Here is a 15,669-nt window from a genome sequence, read left to right on the forward strand (position 1 = left end):
AATTGTTGATCTTGAAATTAATTCTCTTAAGAAGATAAATATATTTTAAGCCTTTATATCGGTTACCTTAATGGATCTATAATGGATTTTACTGCTAATTAAGGGGTTCAGATTAATGGTGGTACATTTATAGGTCACAGATACAGGTAAATTCCCGTTATCTGGATCACTGCCACAAACGCAACAAGTGAAAACCCTGAAGCAATTGCTATTAATTGGGATGCCCTTTTTATATCTTTTACTTCGGTAGGTGGGTATGAAGCTCCCAGCACATAAGTGTCGGGTTTTTCAAGTTTAACTCCCAGAGCCCCGGCAGTAGCAGCCATTGGATAGCCGGAATTGGGGGACGGAGTCTTCATTCCATCTTCGATAGCTGTCTTTATGCTGTCAAGGGGATTGATTTTTCTTCCGTTTTTAGGGAATAAGGATACTGTAAAGGCTGCAGCAAGGATAAAGATAACTGAAAGCCGCGCAGGAATCCAGTTCAACACGTCATCGGACTTCGCTGAGAAGTATCCCAGTTCCCTGTAAGGCTCGGTTTTATACCCTACCATCGAGTCAAGGGTGCTTATGGCTTTAAAGGCGTATGCGGCCACAAGCCCGATTTCTCCGAAAAGTGCGTAATAGAAAATCGGGCTCAGGATGCCGTCCACATAATTCTCGGAAACTGATTCAATAACTGCAGAAGACATCTGAGTTTTTGTCAGTTTGGAGGTGTTCCGGCTTACGTAGATAGGGAGCAGTTCCCTTACTTTTTCCAGCTGGTTTTCTTCAAGGTGTTTGTAAATCTTCCTGGCAGGGCTCAGCAAGCAGTTGATTGCAAAGGTGGCTTTCAGGAAATAGGCTTCTATAAAGAGTGCTAAAATGCCCGGAATTCCTGGAAAGGCTGCAAGAAGGGCTGCAATGTAGAGGACGAAATAGCCCAGTAAAGATGCGAAGAAAACACAGCAAAGAGCCATTGCCATACCATAGATTTTTCGATGGGTTTTTGGGGCTGCGTTTTTCAAAAAACTGATTAATTTTCCTATCCAGACAACGGGATGAACTGCAGCAGGAGGTTCACCTAAAACAATGTCTATGACTGCAGCGAGCAGAAGTACCAGAGCAAGGTGCCCGCTGTCAGGGATAATCATAAAATAGGCTCCATTACTTGTTTCCAGGCTACTTTTATAAGTTCGTCGGTGTCTCCTTCCTGCATAAGGCAGTCAAGGATCTTCTGGGCGATTTCGGTCTTATGGACAAGGTGGCAGTCAACGCAGCTCCAGACTCTGCCGCCTCTTGAGCTCTTGATCCATTTTCCTCCGGTTTTCTCGTTTTCACAGGGATAAAACGGGCAGAAGCAGAAGGTGCAGTTCTGGCCTTCAAAATGGCAGGGGTAATATTCACATGTCTTCCTGCCTCCAATGCCTTCTTCACTGGCTTTTTCGATTACGTGCTGCAATTCGTTCTTTGCCTGTTCTCTGCCCCACTCGACGATAATGTCCCCGATTACAGCAATGAGCCTGTCGTTTTCTTCTCCGGTCCTGACTGCAACTCTTATGTAATCTTTTCCAAGACCATGGAAAGAGACGCAGTCCCTGATAAGGACTCCACGGGCTGCAAGACGTGCAGCCAGTTCACTTGAGTTAAGCATGAATTTGCTGATGTTGACACAGATAAAGTTAACATTTACTTCCCCGGCTTCAAAGCCCCTTATCCTGTCAAGTTTGGCTTTGAGCTTTTCCCCTTCTTCCAGGATCATTTCCCTTGCTTTTTTCAGGTATGGGCTGTCAATCCCACCTTCTATATTGAGAAGTGCGGTTCCTGTGGTGTTTGCAATAGCTCCGAGGTTCCAGGACAGCCTTGCTGTGTTCAGGATCTCAGCCATATCCGGAGAAGCTATCCCGAATCCCATCCTGATCCCGGGGATCGCAAAGTCTTTTGTAAGGGAGCGCATGACAAAAACATAGTCGTTGTCTGCAGGAAGGTCTGCAACGCTCTTTGAAGGATCGGATAGCTCAATGAAAGCTTCGTCTACGTAAAGAAGCGTTTTATGCTCCCTGCAACGTTCTGCAAGAGCTTTAAGTTCTTCTCTGCTACGGAGTTTTCCCGTCGGGTTGTTCGGGTTACAGATAAAAAGGATCTTTGCTTTATCCAGCATCTCATCCGAGAGTGTATGTACCTCTTCCTGTGCAGGATGTACCGGCTCTGCTCCCATGATCCGGCACTGCATCTCATATTCTCCGAAAGTCGGCCATGGTAAAAGGACCTTGTCTCCTTTTTCTACCACAGATTCAACTACAAGCCTGACAATTTCCGTTGAACCATTGCCAGGAATGATATTATGTGGAGCTACCCCGAGTCCTACAAATCTGGCAGCAGCTTCCCTGAACGCCATATATCTATTGTCAGGATACTCTATGAACTTTTCAAGGCTGTTTTTAAGAATCTCGCCAAAGTTTAATTCATTTTCCGGATAGTCAAAAGGGCTTCCCAGCGGGTTAAAGTTCGCACTGAAATCAAGAATTTCGCTTTCAGGAATCCCGTAAGTCTCAGACGTTTCTTGAATTAGCCCTCCATGAAGGCAGGGCTTTAGGGCCAGCAGATGCTTCCTCAGAGGTACATTTCTTTGCTCGGACACGGTGATCGCAAATATTTAGTGTAATCATGTATATTAAGTTGTTTATTATATTAACCAGTGCAAACTTGCCTTTATTTGCTTTATGGTTATTTGATTGCGAAAACTCTACCTTTTGGAATCCATTCTACTTTATTTTACATAATAATTATATTATAATTGTCTTTATCCCTTTATATAATATGCTTTTCTAACTCAGATATGTACCCATATTTTTTAACTTTGAAAGGCAAATAACGAAAAAGTAAAATAGCTTGTTTTTGACTACTCCATCCAGAATAGCTGAGAGGAACAGAGCAGCTTCCGTGCAACCGCAGAATATGTTGTAAATCTACAGATTAAGAATGGATATGGGCTATTTACAAGAGCTTTATATGCTGCTTATTAAATGTATATGAGTTATTTATCCGAATCAGCGATTATGTCTCAGCATAAATTCTCTAAATTCGATATATACCAGGTGTATTAAAAAATGACAGTCAACAGGCCAAGAGGGACCCGGGACTTTTTACCCACAGATACTGCCCGGAGAAGGTACGTGGAAAGCGTTATGCGAAATGTTGTCCGTAACTGGGGCTACAGTGAGATCATTACGCCCACGTTTGAACATCTGGACCTTTTCACCCTTAAGTCCGGAGAAGGTATTATAGGGGAGCTCTACAACTTCACGGACAAAGGAGGCAGGGATCTGACCCTCAGACCGGAACTTACGGCTCCTGTCATGCGGATGTATGTAAATGAACTTCAGCCTTTCCCCAAGCCGTTGAAGTTATTCTACTTTGAAAACTGTTTCCGCTACGAACGTCCCCAGAAAGGTCGTTTCAGGGAATTCTGGCAGTTCGGGGTCGAACTCATCGGAAGCGGAAGACCCGACTCTGATGCTGAAGTTATTGCCCTTGCTGATGCCCTGTTAAAAGCTGCGGGCATTCAGGGCGACATGAAGATCGGAAACCTTGCAGTGATCCGTACCCTTTTAAAAGGGCTTGAACCTGAGATCGTAAGTAAGGTCATGAGGCTTGTGGATAAGAAAGAGTATGCAGGCCTTGAAGCCCTGCTTGAGGAAATTGGAGCAGAAGAACAGTTGAAGTCCGACATCTTCCGCCTGATACACCTTGAAGGCAAGTACACCCTCCCGCAGGCAAAAGAAATAGTAGGGAACATCCCTGAGCTTGTAAGCTTTGAAAAGACCCTTAAACTTCTTGATGCATACGGCGTCAATTACTCGCTTGATTTCGGGATTGCCCGCGGGCTTGACTATTACACAGGTATGGTTTTTGAGGTTTATGCCGAAGGTCTTGGCGCCCAGAAACAGGTCTGCGGGGGAGGCTCTTACCAGCTTATAAAGCTTTTCGGAGGTGGAGATGTGCCTTCTACGGGCTTTGGGATAGGTTTTGACAGGATAATGGAGATCTGTCCGCTCGTACCTCCTGCACTCAAAAATCTTGTGCTGGTCTCAAAACCCGAAACTCATCTGGAAGCTGCAAAACTTGCAACTACCCTGAGGAATTACCTGCCTGTCCACATAGACCTCATGGAGCGTAATTTCAAAGCCCAGCTCACCTATGCAAATACCATCAATGCCGACTACGTGGTCATAGTCGGGGAAAAAGAACTCGAGGCAGGAAAACTGACCCTCAAGGATATGGTATCCGGAGAACAGGAGTTTTTGACACTGGAAGAAGTTATTGAAAAGGTTTCACGTAACTAAAGTTGAAAGCTTTTTCTTTTTATTATCTTTTTACCCTGAAATTGAATTGTTGGACAGCCTGTTTAGAGTGGGATGGCCCCCGCAATTTGATTTCATAAGGTTCTCTTTTTTAATTTTAGTTTGGTTTAGTTTTGTTATATTCCAATCTTACGTTTTTTAGGTAGTGGATATAAAAGGATACATGGGACTACTTAAAAGGATACATGGGACTACTGATAAAAAATAATCACCATCTTTAAATGTAAGTAATTACTTACTTACATTCTTAATGAGTACAGAACAAAGAATCCTTGAAGCGGCTTTGAGGATATTCGCCAGCGAAGGATACACGGGTGCAACTACTCGCAGAATCGCGGAAGAGGCCAATGTTGCCGAAGTGACTCTGTTCCGAAAATTTAAATCAAAAGAGAATTTGCTGAGAGAGGTCCTGCTCAAGAATAGGGCTGCATTTTCATCACTGGACCATTTATTTCAGCCAGAAAAAGATGCAGACATCGAGACAGACCTTCGTACGCTGGGCAAAAATGTTTCAAAAGTCATGAGGGAAAATAAGGAGGATGGTAGACGCCGTATGTTAATGTTCATGTTGTTTGAAGAAGGACGAAGGAGACCCGAAGTCGCTGAGATTCTGTCGTCTGTGTTTCAAATGAACATAACTCGCCTGAGCGAATACTTTGAGTTGCAAATAAAAAATGGAAAAATGCGAAACATCAATCCTCGATCAGCATCAATAACTTTTATCAGTTATTTTGTCTACACTTCCTTAGTAAGAGGAGTATTCGGTGACAGTTTTGTGGGTGAAAACGATGAGGAGATTGAAAGGTTTATAGACATATTTACTAAAGGCATCCTGAAGGTCGATGATGTGAAGACCAGGTGAGCAAATGGAACCAATTATTGAGGTAAGGAATCTTGTAAAGAGATTTCATTCAAGAGGAAGGGAAATAACCGCAGTGAATGATGTCAGCTTCGATGTATTCAAAGGAGAAATTTTTGGAATGATAGGCCCAAATGGAGCTGGCAAATCCACCACATTTTCAGTGCTGACAACATTATTAAAACCTACAAAAGGCAGTGTAAAAGTTGCAGGCTTTGATGTTGAAAAAGAGGATGACAGGATAAGACCAATCATTGGTATAGTCCCGCAGAAGCTCAGCCTTTACCCGCTTCTTACCGCCAGAGAGAACCTGGAACTCATGGGCAATCTGTACAATGTTCCAAAAAAGATCATGGAAGAGAGAATCGATTACTATCTGAAACTTGTGGGTCTGGAAGCCAGTGCCGACCGTTTTACGGGAGGCTTTTCGGGTGGCATGAAGCAGCGCCTCTCAGTAATCTCCGCAGTAATACACGACCCCGAAATTTTATTCTGGGACGAGCCTTCAACCGGTCTTGACCCCCAGACCAGAAATGTCATCTGGAAACTCGCTAAAAAATTCAACGGGGAAGGAAAAACCCTGATTTTTACAACCCATTACATGGAGGAGGCGGATAATCTCTGTGACAGGGTTGCTGTAATGGACTTAGGCAAAATGGTAGCTCTTGATGACCCAGAACGTTTGAAGGAAAATACTGGAAGTACAAATCTTGAGGAAGTGTTTGTACACTTTACAGGAGCAGAGGTACGTGATTAAATGACAATCGTGACTGAGCTAACGGATTCATTGATAATAGCGAAAAAGGAATTCAAAATACTTTCCAGAAAAAAAGCTCTTTTAATTCCTTTGATTTTATTCCCTATTATCATGATAGTCTTTTTTGGCTACGGTATGGGTGGCACAGTCAAAGAAGCTCCCATTCTCATAATCAATGACGATACGGGCAGAGCCTCAAGTTCCCTTGTTCAGGAAATCGGAAGCTATACCGCCAAATACGATGGAAGTCCAATGTTCTCGGTAACCTACACAAAGGACATGTCTCAGTCGGAAGCCGAGAGTAAAATAGATGCCGGAATGTACAAAGGCGTTCTGATAATTCCACCGGATTATAGCGATAATGTAGCGAAAAATGAGAACATGACTTTGACACTTCTGACTGATTCATCAGACGTTACAACAAGCAGCGTAATAATAAATTTTATGAGGCAGTTGTTGGCAAAAGCAGGATCAATCACCTTAAACGTGCCCAATATTTACGGAAATCTTGAATACCTGGACTTTCTCATACCAGGCGTTATAGCCCTTACTGTGTTTATGGGTTCTGTAGCAACCACGGGTTCTGCTATTGCAGGAGAAAAAGAAGATGGTACACTTGTCCGTATGTTAATGACGCCTGTCAGCAAGAGATCTGTGATTCTCGGGAAAACGATATACCAGCTAATATTGCAATTAGGCAGAGCTGTTATCCTGATACTTGCAGCATATTTTTTGCTGGGATTCAATATGAATGGTAGCTGGCTCCTAGTTTCTCTGGTGCTTGTTATTTTCACTCTTGGTGGCGTAGGGATGGGAATTGTCATGTCGACAATGGTAGAAGATATGGAATCTTTTTTTCAATTAAACATGCTTGTTACTATGCCAGCAATGTTTGTTACAGGTGTATTTTTTCCCCTGAGTTCGGTCCCTGACTGGATGCGTTATATAGCTTATTGCTTGCCTCTGACTTATGCAATTGATGCTATGCGTACTATTATGATAAAGGGTCAGGGGTTGAACGCCGTATCTACTGATTTAATAATACTTTCACTGTTTGCAATTATTACTTTCACTGCAGGTGTCCATCTTTTTAGGAGGGAAGCATAAAATGAAAAAAATGATAATAATCTCTCTGCTATTAATTTCTATGATATCATGCGTAGCAGGCGCTTCTAATACGCCGGATAATTATAATATCCCTCAAAGCTTTGATCTTGGGAAAAACTATTATGATGTTTACGGTAGTCCTGATCTTAATGCTACCATTATTGGCAGTAATGAATTCGAGAGGGATCAAACAGCTACTTTGAATATTGATTTAATGAACAAAGGCAAATTATTAGGATTTAAGAATGACAGGACTCCTTATGATTCAGATGAAATCTATGCTGCCAGGACAGAAATGAAGCTGGAGAGCAATATAGTGGATGCCCTAAGTGTAGTCGCTTCTCTCTCAGTCGACCCGGGCAGTCCGGTTGAGGTAAAATCACTTAGCCAGCAAATAGGTACTATAAAAAGTGGAGAAAATGCACTGACGCCAGCAAAATTCGATATAAAAATAGATAAAAAGGCAAAGGCAGGAGAATACAACCTCTACTTGAATCTCTCTTATGACTACCAGAAGAATGCGCAAATAACAAATGCGGATTCTGTTGCTCAGACCTATGATGTGAATCACTGGTATGGAATCATGAACCAGAACCAGATATTAAAGATTAAAGTAAAAAATCAGGCTGATTTTGAGATCGTAAACACTACAGGAAGTATTTATGCCGGGGGGGAGGGCGTGGTCCAGATAGAGATTAAAAATACAGGTGAGGAAGAGGCAAGAAATGTTAAAGCTATAATTAATCCGTCTGACCCTCTAAGCACAACTGATAGTATGGCATTCTTATCTACTATAGCACCCGGAAGCACGGCTGTTGCAAAGATTAAAATTAAGGCAGATAGCGCAGCTGTACCTAAAATGTATGGAATAGATACTGTAGTGAGATATGAAACCCCAGAAGGTGACATTAAATATTCCGATCCCCTCCAGGCTCCGGTAGAGGTGAAAGAATCAGGACTGTTCCAGAGATTCTTCGGATGGATTTAACGAAAAATAGCCCTCTGGTTTGCTCGTAAAATCTGAGTGAATAGATTTAAACTTCGGTTAAGGAGTTTTCTTGCCTTTATAGCTCACTTAACCGAAAACCTGCGAACTCCAATTTGATTTATAGTTCATATTGTGATTTTATATTTTTAAATTAATTTTTCTATTTACTGAAAGGACTTTTCATTATCTTATTTGTCATTTTTCCAAAAGAACAAGTTTTTTATAGGAAAACAGACGAAATTTTATTACAAATGCTTTCCAAAATTTTTCATAGTTTGAGGGGGAGGGGAGGTAGTTACGTCTAATAAGGCTCCAATTTTAGTCGGGTCGATTGAAACTGACGAGTCTGCTGTATGCGGGCTTCCTTTCAGGCTTACATTTACGGGTATTCTCTTTGCGGTACTTCTGCTTCTCTCTGCAGTCCATCTTTCTGGTTTTCTGGAGGAGGTAAAGGAACAGGAGACCCTGGATGAGGTTTCAAAACTAACAGCTTCTGCCGAACAGCTCTCCATACGCGGAGAAGGGAGTGAAATTGCCTTTGAGATAAGGATACCTCAAGGGGCATCTGTAGACTTCGGGACTTTGCCTGGTCGGGAGGGGAACTGGCCTGAAGATGCGGATAATTATTGTATCACCACAGGAGGAAAGTCAACCTTTTATCCCGCAGTTGCTTCCTTTTCGAATCAGGAGCTTAACGGACCCTTCTCACTTAGACCGGGCAGGCACAGAGTACTCCTTTCAACAAAGATCGAGCCTGAGTCCGGAAGGCTTTTCGTACTGATCTCTGAAACCGAAACTGTGGATAAAACATGAGGCCAGGAGAACTCCGTATGGTAAAGGATTTTTTAGGGGATGATTCGGCATGGGCTGATTTTTTAATCTCAAAAGCGGCACTTATTCTTGCCAGCGTAATCCTCTTTGCAGCCCTTTTTCAACTGGCTGCCGGCTTTAAAGGTCTTGAGGCACAGGAACAGCTCGATTTCCTTGCAAGGGATTTCAAAACCGTAGTAGATCAAGCTGGAGCAGAAAGTTTTCAGGAGGGGTATAAGGTGGGGAATCAGGTAGGGAATCAGGAGGAGCTTTCCTTTCGTTTTGATGAGAATGAAGTCTTTCTGGCGTCTCCCTTCGGGGAAAATATAGAGGTCTGCGTTTCAGGAGAGTATGTCCATTTGAAGGCAAAATACGACGAAAAAAGTTTCAGTGCTGTAAGGCCCTTTGCCTTCAGGGTCCTGCCTTTCAACGAGTCCGTACTCCGGGAAAAGCTGAATACAAAATTCGGGGCTAAGGGGAGTGAAGGCTCTCCCCTAACAGCTGATCTTCTGGAAATCAAGGCTTTTCTTCAAGTCTCCGGGACTGAGGAAGCGGTTTTAAACGCAGGTGAAAGCATCTCCATAAAGAAAGAACTTATTTATGTGAAGGACAGTGAGGGGGTTTCTGCTTTTGGTTGTGTCCTTGTCTACCAATAAGGTTGGGTCTTTGTTTATCAATAATTTACTGGCAGCTGGAAGAAAATTTTGGGAAAAGTCTGACACTTCAATCCTCAGGGATGAAAGGGGAACCCTTGAACCCCACTCCGACCTTCTTGCCACTGCTCTTGCTGTCATAGGCTTCGTGGTCTTTGCAGCTCTTCTCTCCAGGGCATACATGGGATATGAGGACAGCTCTTTTGCCCTTGAGAACTATGAAAGCGCTTCCCTTCTTGCAGGCACACTGACAGAAGCGCCTGCCTTTAGAGCCGAAAGTCCTGGGATACTTTCGGCCTCAGCTCTTGATAAGCTTTCAGGCCCCGACGGACAGGATGAAAGAATGAAATTTTTTGCAGCCTTTTCCGGAAACTACCCATTTCTGGTTGAAATTAGGACAGGAGATGGGCGCTGGCAGTGGCTCATCGATCCTGAAATTGTCGAACCCGGGTATCTCATGGGAAAACAGGAAAAGGTTGCGGCTTCAGTACCGGTTGTTATCGAGTTGAATCCCGCAGAATCGGTCCCCGGAACTCTTACTGTAGTGATGTATAAAACTCCGTGGATGTGACAGGGGCAAACACAGGATCAAGCACAGAATCAAGCACAGGATCAAGCACAGGATCAAGCACAGGATCAAGCACAGAATCAAGCAGGAGTAAACCTCGAAAGCAGGAATTGACCGACCCTTGACAGGAAATCCAATTCAGGACAGAAATAGGTGAAATATATGAAACCTTTGAGAATTTTTCAAAATTCCGGAGTGTCACAAAGTGTAAATAATTTAGAAGTAAAGGGAGAAGCTGTTAAGGAGTATTCTGTTTATATTAGGGAATCTTCAGCTTATTCTACAGTTTTTGATGCCCTATTTTTGCTTGTGTTAATTTCACTTTCCGGGATCCTTCTTATGCCCTCCCTGCAGGCTGATGAACAGTATATTGCAGCCGGATATGTGACTTCTTCAGAACTGGACTCTTATCTGCTCGAATCCTTTCTTTCCTGCAAACTTGAGGACTTCGAGTACGAAATCTCTCCTCTTTCGGCACTTAACATTTCAGTCCCCGAAAACTCGGTTGTGGAAAGTCCTGCTCACACCCTTTTCGGAAAGGAACAGAAACACAGGACTTTGGCTGACCTGACAGCCGAATACCTGGCAATATCCCTTACCCTGTCAAACAACGGCTCAGCCGTTTCGCTCAATCCACTGGCTGAGGACTATTCCGACCAGGCTTCTGAAACTATAGCTGCTTATCTGGACAGAAAGGTTGCAGGGAGGTTTTCTTATCGCTTTGAAGCTTACTGGCATCCCGTGGAAGCCTTCCCTCTTGAGAGTGAACTTATAATCGGAGAAGAACCTCCTAAGGATGCTATCCGACAGAGTACAAAACTATCCATGCCTCTTTATGCAAGTGCGCCTTCTAAGGATGCCCTTCTCGCCTGTGTGAATGATTCCGTGCTTGAAGCTTCACATAACGCTTCTGAAGAAGAGGCTTCAACAGCCCTTTTCCAGGCTTTTAATGCTTCTCTTGATGCTGCAGCTCTTGAAGGAGAAGAGACAGCTATTGAGTTGCTTTTCCCGTCAGATTATTTGGGGTCGGTTTTCGGAGAGGAAGCAGATGAGTCTTTTGAGACCTTGCTTTACGGGGTTTCTGAAAACGCGGGCGAGGAAAATTCCCCCTCAACAGAAGACGAATTTAATGCCTATCTTTCGGAACTGCTTGAAACAGGGTTTGCACCCAATTCCGAAACTTATTCTGAAAATGCATCCACTACAGAAATCTCTCTACTTGAAGCCCTGCTGGCGGACCATATCAAAGAAGAGATAAGGGCAGAACTCGAAGCTGAATTTTCAGGTGAGATTAACGAGACTGTTTGTGCCATACTCGAGGCTGAAGACCTCTCTGAGGCTCAGGCTCTAAGAGATACAGAGATAGAATCAATTTACAGGCAGATAAATCCCGGAGGGGCAAGAATAGTCCTTTACCTCTGGAAACCATTTTAAGAGGAGAGTTAAGAGGGAGAGTTAAGAGGGAGAGTTAAGAGGAGAGTTAAAGGGTAGAAGAGCCTGTTTCAGAAAATCTTTTCGCCGGAAAAGGCTCTGATCCTATTTTTATGTTTTTAATTTATTTCCTGGATTTCCCGACACAAAGTATATATTATATGGTGCAATCTCTAGTGATGTTTTTACCGAAACAATTACGCTTTTGCAGGAGTTCCTGGAAAAAGCCACGCAGCAGTTTGATGTGGCGGATTTAAAATCTCCCGATCGATGTGTTGGTCCGTTATAATCGGTAAAGATATAACCTCAGCCCGAAGAGCTTTTCTTTCGGGTATCGATCAATTAATATCAGGAGAATCAGATATGGCAAAAATGCATACCAAAAGAAAAGGTAATTCAGGTTCCACCAGGCCTAACAGAACCGAGGCACCTGAGTGGTGCAAGATTGGAGCAGACGAAGTCACTTCAATTACACTGGACCTCTGGAAACAGGGTGTCTCCACATCCGAAATCGGAATGATTTTAAGAGACCGCTATGGAGTCCCTGACGCCAAGCTTGTCACAGGCAAGAAGATCACAACAATCCTCAAGGAAAACAACGTTTATTCTAACATTCCTGAAGACCTTACCAACCTCATCGTGAAGGCTCTGAAACTGAGGAAACACCTTTCGATTAACAAGAAAGACGTCCACAACAAGCGTTCCCTCAACCTTACAGAATCCAAGGTCAGAAGGCTTGTTAAGTACTATAAACAGGAAAAGGTACTTCCGAGAGATTGGTTCTACAAGCCTGAAACCGCAGAAATGATGATTACCAGATAAACCTGGAAATTTCCACTCAAGGGATTTTTCCATTTAAGGATTGAGTTTGCCTTTCCGGCAAACCTCCTTCTTTTCTTTTTAAGAAGTTAAATCCTTCCTGTGCCTCTGATACGAGGCGTCAGAAAGCGCAACCCAGTGTTTTTTTGCCCACAGTTGTGCCGTTGTGCCGCTTTTTTATTACTGCATCTTTGCATCATTATTTGCTTGCAGCGTAGCTTATTTTGCAGTCCCATACCGGGCTCCCCGGAACCACACACCGCATACCTGAAATTTCCCCGATAACGACTGGCAGGCCATATACCTCTTCGATTACCTGAGGGGTAATTACTTCTGCTCCTCCATAGGCGTGAACTTTCCCTCCCTTCAAGAGAATAAACCGGTCTGCATATCTGAAAGCCTGGTTGAGGTCATGCATTGTCATCACAGCCGCAATCTTGTGCTGAAGGACTATCTGCCTGATAACTGCCAGGATCTCCACCTGGTTCCTCAGGTCGAGACTGCTTGTCGGTTCGTCAAGGAGAAGGACTTTGGGCTCCTGGACAAGGGAACGTGCTATTGCTACCTTCTGGAGTTCACCTCCGCTCATCTCGTCGATATAGGACAGGCGCAGGTTTTCCATAGAGAGTAACTTGAAGACCGAATCAACGATCTTGAGATCCTTTTCTGCGATATCCCATTTGATATGGGGCCGCCGCCCCAGCAGGACTGCATCAAAAGCCGTCAGCCTTCCTGTTTCTACGCGCTGCGGGACATATCCGATAAGGCGTGCAATTTCCATTGTCCCTAGGTCGGAAAGGTTTTCCCCGTCTATATGGACTGTTCCCCCTCTCGGGTTGAGGATCCTGTTCAGGCATTTTAACAAGGTAGTCTTGCCAACCCCATTGGGACCCAGGATTGCGACAACTTCGCCTTCATCGATTGAAAAGGCGATTTCATGCAGGATCTTACGGTTACGATATAAAAACTGGAGTTCATCTACAGAAAGAATCATCGTTTATACCCCCTAATAAGCAGGTAAATGAAAGTCGGTGCTCCCATGAAAGCAGTAAGGATAGAGACGGGAAGCACATATGGTGACACTATAAGCCTGGCTGCGGTGTCCGATACCAGAAGGAGAATTGCTCCAAGGAGGGTTGAGCCCGGGATCAGGAATCTCTGGTCATCCCCTATGATCCGTCTTACCATGTGCGGGCAGATCAACCCCACGAACCCTATAACACCAAGGAAAGAAACAATTACAGCCGAGACCAGTGCAGCAATAATCATGCCTATAAGCCTGATCTTTTCCACATTGACACCGAGGCTTTTTGCAGTCTCATCCCCTGCGTCGATTGCGTTGTAATTCCAGCGGTTGGCAATGAAGAATATGACTGACAACAGGACAACCCCGGTCATGATCCCCAGTTCCATCCAGTTCTTCACTCTTCCAACATCGCCAAAGGTCCAGAAGACAACTGCTGCAAGCTGGGTATCGTCAGCAAAGTACTGCAAGAACATCGTCCCTGCGGTAAAGAGGGAAGACAGCGAAACGCCTGCAAGCACCATTACTTCGGGTGAGGATCCGCGGATCCGGGAGATGAGCAGGATCACTCCTGTGGCGAGAAGACAGAAAATGAAAGCTACCATTGTGGTCAGGTAAGGGTTGTTGATGATGACGGCGTTTGCAACGCTCGATTGCATCTTTCCTGTCCCGAGAACAATTACCGAAAAGGCAGCTCCGAAAGCTCCGGCGTTTGAGATGCCGAGAGTAAACGGAGACCCCAGCGGGTTGCGCAGGATAGACTGCATTACCACCCCTGCAACTGAGAGCCCGGCTCCTGCTACTATTGCAGCCAGGGCTTGAGGGAGGCGGATGTTCCAGATAATCGAATCCCATGCATCAGAGACACTCTGCCCCATCAGGGTTTGTAATACCTCACGAGGAGGTATTGTCACCGCTCCTACCGAGATTGAATAGATAAACATAATGAAGAGGAGCAGGAACCCCCCCATAATCCAGAAGTACTTCCTCCGTACGTATACGAGGTAATCTTCGGGTACTGCTCCATCGGCAAAATGCACTTATTTATACCCTCCATCTTACTGCAGAATCTGCTTGAAACCCGTATCATTGTACTGTCCGTTCAGGTCAGAGAACACAGGTTTGCCGACGAAGAATGTATAAATTTCGTCTGCTTTGGTTTCAGGATCGATATCCTCAAATCGGTCCGGATAGAGTACCTTTCCTACAAAATAAGCGTTTGCAAGCACTGACTCATAGTTGGTGCTGTAGAAGTTGTAGGGGATTACTCCGTAAACATTGCCATTCTTCACGGCTGAAAGCCCTTTGAGTGACGGATCGGTCTTGAGTTCTCCGATAGCTCCTTCGTTGCCCGCCTGGAGGGTACCAATGTCGATAAAGATATACTCGGGGTCCCAATTTACCAGGGCTTCTTTGGCAATATCCGCATGGTCTGCACCCATTCCGGCTGCAACGTTATTTGCATTCACCCAGAGGAATGGCGAATAAGCCGGCTCTGTGGAAATTATCCCGTGAGCTCCTGCACTGCTTATTCCTCCGACATAGACTGTCTTTCTTTCGGATTCCGGAATGTCGGCAGTCCTGTTTTCGAGGTCTTCCATCGCAGCTTCGATATAAGCAATGACCTCTTCTGCTCTTTCCTGTTTACCCACTACCTCACCCATTATCCGGAATGAACTGTACATTTCGGCTTTCTTCTCCTCATTATTCAAAGACCCGTAAGGGAATGAGATTACCGGAATGTTGGTTTTATCCTGAAGAGTGTCGGCTTCAGCGGCGCTTGTTGCCGGGGACTGGCCAGTTGTGCCGGCTCTCAAGATAACCTGAGGATTGATCACAATTATCTTTTCGGGGTCATCATTGCCCCTAAACTCGCCGATAAGGGGATAGTCCTTAAGCTGCGGGTTTGCAAGGGCATAAGGTCGGCCTTCTATCTCCGACTCCTTCGTTTCCAGGCTGTCAACTCCGACTACTCGGTCCTGAGCCTGCAGGTATACAAGGTATCGCAGGGATCCTGCCCCCGAGCAGACGACCTCTTCGACTTTCTCAGGTATGGTTACACTCCTGCCGAATCCATCTGTGATAACGGTCCCGGCAGACTCTGCTAATTCATCGGTTCCTGTGGTGATTCCTGCAGACTCTGCTGGAGTCACGCTTTCTTCGTCCTCAACGGGAGTGGATTTGCTAGTGCACCCTGAGCTTACAATCAGGGCAGCAATAAGCACTCCAATAAAAATAATTTTAGTTAATTTAATACAGGGGGAGATTTTCATGTTACTTTCCTCTAGTTTACTAGAGAAAGAGTATTAC

The 15,669-nt window shown here is 44.5% G+C and carries 16 protein-coding genes; 10 read left to right on the forward strand and 6 right to left on the reverse strand.

Translation table 11 applies throughout. The annotated features are described in order from the left end of the window. Window positions 1–134 precede the first annotated feature (134 nt). Window positions 135–1,133 carry a cobalamin biosynthesis protein gene (locus PHF18_RS13210; protein WP_300103611.1) on the reverse strand — a complete coding sequence of 333 codons (999 nt, stop codon included), beginning with the start codon at window positions 1,131–1,133 and terminating at the stop codon, window positions 135–137. Beyond that, window positions 1,130–2,620, reverse strand: a complete 1,491-nt coding sequence (gene cobD, locus PHF18_RS13215) for a threonine-phosphate decarboxylase CobD (RefSeq protein WP_300103613.1) — start codon at window positions 2,618–2,620, stop codon at window positions 1,130–1,132. Before cobD ends, PHF18_RS13210 begins: the two co-directional genes overlap by 4 nt. 469 nt (window positions 2,621–3,089) lie before the next feature. Here cobD and hisS point away from each other — a divergent pair, with 469 nt between their 5' ends. The 5 genes from hisS (at window position 3,090) to PHF18_RS13240 (ending at window position 8,054) form a co-directional block, all read left to right on the forward strand. Continuing rightward, complete coding sequence (gene hisS, locus PHF18_RS13220) at window positions 3,090–4,325, forward strand: histidine--tRNA ligase (protein WP_300103615.1); 1,236 nt, start codon at window positions 3,090–3,092, stop codon at window positions 4,323–4,325. 268 nt (window positions 4,326–4,593) lie between these two features. After that, complete coding sequence (locus tag PHF18_RS13225) at window positions 4,594–5,205, forward strand: TetR/AcrR family transcriptional regulator (protein WP_300103617.1); 612 nt, start codon at window positions 4,594–4,596, stop codon at window positions 5,203–5,205. A 4-nt stretch (window positions 5,206–5,209) separates the two neighbouring features. After that, window positions 5,210–5,959: an ABC transporter ATP-binding protein gene (locus PHF18_RS13230; RefSeq protein WP_300103619.1), complete on the forward strand. Its 750-nt coding sequence runs from the start codon at window positions 5,210–5,212 to the stop codon at window positions 5,957–5,959. Next, entirely contained in the window at window positions 5,960–7,066 is a 1,107-nt protein-coding gene (locus tag PHF18_RS13235; protein ID WP_300103621.1) for an ABC transporter permease, read from the forward strand. Window position 7,067: 1 nt separating this feature from the next. Further along, on the forward strand, window positions 7,068–8,054 hold the full coding sequence (locus PHF18_RS13240; protein WP_300103624.1) for a hypothetical protein: 987 nt from the start codon (window positions 7,068–7,070) through the stop codon (window positions 8,052–8,054). Between the two features lie 245 nt (window positions 8,055–8,299). Here PHF18_RS13240 and PHF18_RS13245 read toward each other — a convergent pair whose 3' ends face one another. After that, window positions 8,300–8,566, reverse strand: coding sequence for a hypothetical protein (locus PHF18_RS13245; protein ID WP_300103626.1), 267 nt, complete (start codon window positions 8,564–8,566; stop codon window positions 8,300–8,302). A 70-nt stretch (window positions 8,567–8,636) separates the two neighbouring features. Between PHF18_RS13245 and PHF18_RS13250 the strand changes: the two genes are divergently transcribed. The 5 genes from PHF18_RS13250 to PHF18_RS13270 all read left to right on the forward strand — a co-directional run bounded on the left by PHF18_RS13250 (window position 8,637) and on the right by PHF18_RS13270 (window position 12,338). Next, a complete protein-coding gene (locus PHF18_RS13250) occupies window positions 8,637–8,867 on the forward strand; it encodes a hypothetical protein (RefSeq protein ID WP_300103628.1) in 231 nt (76 codons plus the stop codon). Next, on the forward strand, window positions 8,864–9,520 hold the full coding sequence (locus PHF18_RS13255) for a hypothetical protein (RefSeq protein ID WP_300103630.1): 657 nt from the start codon (window positions 8,864–8,866) through the stop codon (window positions 9,518–9,520). Before PHF18_RS13250 ends, PHF18_RS13255 begins: the two co-directional genes overlap by 4 nt. Before the next feature lie 10 nt (window positions 9,521–9,530). Further along, window positions 9,531–10,088 (forward strand): hypothetical protein, encoded by a 558-nt coding sequence (locus PHF18_RS13260; RefSeq protein ID WP_300103632.1) that lies wholly within the window; start codon window positions 9,531–9,533, stop codon window positions 10,086–10,088. A 192-nt stretch (window positions 10,089–10,280) separates the two neighbouring features. Beyond that, on the forward strand, window positions 10,281–11,519 hold the full coding sequence (locus PHF18_RS13265; protein WP_300103635.1) for a hypothetical protein: 1,239 nt from the start codon (window positions 10,281–10,283) through the stop codon (window positions 11,517–11,519). 360 nt (window positions 11,520–11,879) lie between these two features. After that, window positions 11,880–12,338: a 30S ribosomal protein S15 gene (locus PHF18_RS13270; protein WP_300103638.1), complete on the forward strand. Its 459-nt coding sequence runs from the start codon at window positions 11,880–11,882 to the stop codon at window positions 12,336–12,338. 196 nt (window positions 12,339–12,534) lie between these two features. On the opposite strand, the gene PHF18_RS13275 is transcribed toward PHF18_RS13270, so the two are convergent. Genes PHF18_RS13275 through PHF18_RS13285 form a run of 3 tightly spaced genes read right to left on the reverse strand, consistent with a single transcriptional unit; the run spans window position 12,535 to window position 15,632 of the window. Beyond that, on the reverse strand, window positions 12,535–13,329 hold the full coding sequence (locus tag PHF18_RS13275; RefSeq protein WP_300103641.1) for an ABC transporter ATP-binding protein: 795 nt from the start codon (window positions 13,327–13,329) through the stop codon (window positions 12,535–12,537). Further along, window positions 13,326–14,399: an iron ABC transporter permease gene (locus tag PHF18_RS13280; RefSeq protein WP_300103644.1), complete on the reverse strand. Its 1,074-nt coding sequence runs from the start codon at window positions 14,397–14,399 to the stop codon at window positions 13,326–13,328. Before PHF18_RS13280 ends, PHF18_RS13275 begins: the two co-directional genes overlap by 4 nt. An 18-nt stretch (window positions 14,400–14,417) precedes the next feature. Then, window positions 14,418–15,632 (reverse strand): iron ABC transporter substrate-binding protein, encoded by a 1,215-nt coding sequence (locus PHF18_RS13285; protein WP_300103647.1) that lies wholly within the window; start codon window positions 15,630–15,632, stop codon window positions 14,418–14,420. Window positions 15,633–15,669: the final 37 nt, after the last annotated feature.

Source organism: Methanosarcina sp., from assembly GCF_028693135.1.
Classification (GTDB): Archaea; Halobacteriota; Methanosarcinia; order Methanosarcinales; family Methanosarcinaceae; genus Methanosarcina.